The following is a 636-nucleotide window of genomic DNA, read 5'->3' on the forward strand; positions in this document are numbered from 1 at the left end:
GTGTTACCACACGTTTTTTATTCCGTTTGTACTTATCTTAAATCTAAAATTACAGAATCCTTTACTTTGATATAAATCAGATTATCATTATGATATAATTCAGTCGTATCTCCTTTGATTTCCGTCCGCACAAAGTCGGATTCAATAAATGTTTTTTCGTTTGAGTCTAAATAAATTGGAATTGCAGCATATAAAAAACAACCTATTATTATCAAACTATTCGAAATTATGATTCCTTTTAATTTCTCGGACTTTGCCTTAAAAAAGAAAATTCCGATACTTATTAAAGTCCAAATTAGTCCGATTACTAAAGTTAAAAATAAAATTAGGTGATGAATTCCAGGTGCGTGAATATATGGGTTACCAATAATCGCATAAGTTATTCCTGCTATTCCAAATCCTATTCCGTAAAACAGCAACGTTTTTAAAATTCCTTTTTCATTTTATCCGCCAAAAGTTTCAGTTGTCAAATTCAAACAGATAATAACTGAAATCAGATGAATTCCAAGTAGATAATATTTCCATTTGGGTTTTTTAGTAATAATTAGAGCATAAATTGGTATTTGAACAATTGCTAATATTGTTGGAAAAATTCCAATTCCGTTTTTAGATAAAATCGCAATTATCATTGTATAC

General features: G+C 28.5%; 1 protein-coding gene. It reads right to left on the bottom strand.

Annotation, left to right across the window (positions count from 1 at the left end; genetic code table 11):
• Window positions 1-443: 443 nt before the first annotated feature.
• Window positions 444-636 (bottom strand): hypothetical protein (locus F6U93_RS14920; protein WP_225312728.1); only part of this gene is annotated, 193 nt, incomplete at its 5' end.

Origin of the sequence: Pseudotamlana haliotis, assembly GCF_008806375.1 — a bacterium.
Lineage (GTDB): Bacteria > Bacteroidota > Bacteroidia > Flavobacteriales > Flavobacteriaceae > Pseudotamlana > Pseudotamlana haliotis.